General features: G+C 49.3%; 2 protein-coding genes. Both read right to left on the reverse strand.

What is annotated here, in order from left to right; translation table 11 throughout:
• The coding region (locus tag AC1D2E_RS35980) for a hypothetical protein (RefSeq protein ID WP_478201812.1) at window positions 1-222 on the reverse strand (222 nt) is incomplete at its 3' end.
• A gap of 41 nt (window positions 223-263) precedes the next feature.
• Window positions 264-934, reverse strand: a 671-nt coding sequence (locus AC1D2E_RS35985) for a hypothetical protein (protein ID WP_478201813.1), incomplete at its 5' end; no start/stop codon positions are given.

Raw genomic sequence — 934 nt, forward strand, 5'->3', positions numbered from 1 at the left:
ACCAAAATTAAAGTCATTTGCTATAGAAATATCACTCCAAACGATCTCCGCAGCACGGAATACGTCTACCGCGTGAAAATCGACAACCCCTATGCCAAATGTGCAAATAATTGACTCTCCATACTGATCTTGCCGAGAAAATGTAAGCGCAATTTGCCCTATAGAAACCCTGATTTCCGATGGGGTTTTTTTAAGAACCGAACCGGGAATTTTGCCGGCCATGGAGATTATTTTCTCTTCAGAGGCGATGGTTATTGGTGTATTCATTTGCATCCCCCAAGGCACATGCGGCCAAGTAATTCATTGTACACATAGCCTCTGGATTTTAAATAGTCGTACTCCCGACCAAAACCAGAAAGTCCGTCGAACGAAGTCGGATTGATAACATTGATATCGTTCGGTTTCGTTGCGAGATATATCTCATCGCCTCGCGCGACGGCAGCATCAAGGAAAGGTTGATTTATCTGTTTCCAAAATTCCTGCGGACCCAATTTTGTGTACAAATCATCTGGCACATTCAGCAAATTGAACCCTCCCGTCTTGTCGCCGGCGAAGTTCATTGTCTTGGGATAGCCTAGTTGCTGATTCAAGATATTTCCGGTGTCGTCCTTAAATGTGCCAAGAACTGTGGTGGTGCGCCCGGGGGTTGCCTGAATTATTGCTCCGTTGGATGTTGCCAAGGCTTGAGGAAGCTCCGTTCCGTCGCGGTAGAAATTATTCGCAATTCGCGCCGCCGCGTCGTCCGCCAACTCTTTCCCCGTGCGCGAAAGCACAATCTGCTTTACAACGGACGACGTCAACACCTTGGCCGCAGCAAACTCCCCCAGCGTCACCACGTCCACCGCCAACAGACCGATCTCGGCAGCATCCCGCAGCACCGGCGCCTTGTTGATCACGTTGATCGCAGTGTTCAACTCACTGATGCTCTTCCGGG

It is taken from the genome of Variovorax sp. P1_H2, assembly GCF_056405295.1.